We start from the raw sequence: 464 nt of genomic DNA, 5'->3' as shown, positions 1-464 counted from the left end.
CGTGCTGGCCCGCCCGCCCGGCACGACGCGCACCGTGATCCAGGACGGCCGCAAGGCGGCGATGATCTCCTTCGACGTCACGGCGGAAGGCTTTCGCCCGGTGCCGCGGCCGCATTTCAGCCTGATCGCCGGCGGGCTTGCGATGTCGCTGGAAGCCGACATCAGGCAAGGCGCGACATTGATGGCGGCGTTCGCGCCGATGTCGTTCGCCGGCCTCGCCTCCTCGCTCGCAGTATGGTTGCTCTCCGGCGGCGCGCTGGCGCTGCATCACCCCTTCGAGAACGAGGTGCTGGAGCAGCAGATCAACGAGCAGGAATGCGAGGTGCTGATCGCGCCGGCGCAGCTTGCCGTGCGCCTTGGCGATTCCGACCTGGCGGCCCGAATGCCGTCCTTACGCAACGTCGTCGGCCTGTGGCGCGCGCCCGAGCAGGTGGCTGCGAGCGATGCCTGGATCGCGCCGCATG

At 69.6% G+C, this 464-nt stretch carries 1 pseudogene; it reads left to right on the top strand.

What is annotated here, in order from left to right:
* Positions 1–464 (top strand): annotated as a pseudogene (locus MOV74_RS40310) (long-chain fatty acid--CoA ligase); the annotation flags it as partial.

Source organism: Bradyrhizobium sp. SHOUNA76, from assembly GCF_023006445.1.
Taxonomy (GTDB): domain Bacteria; phylum Pseudomonadota; class Alphaproteobacteria; order Rhizobiales; family Xanthobacteraceae; genus Bradyrhizobium.
Note: the sequence above shows the minus strand (reverse complement) of the source record. Positions and strands in the feature narration are given on the sequence as shown.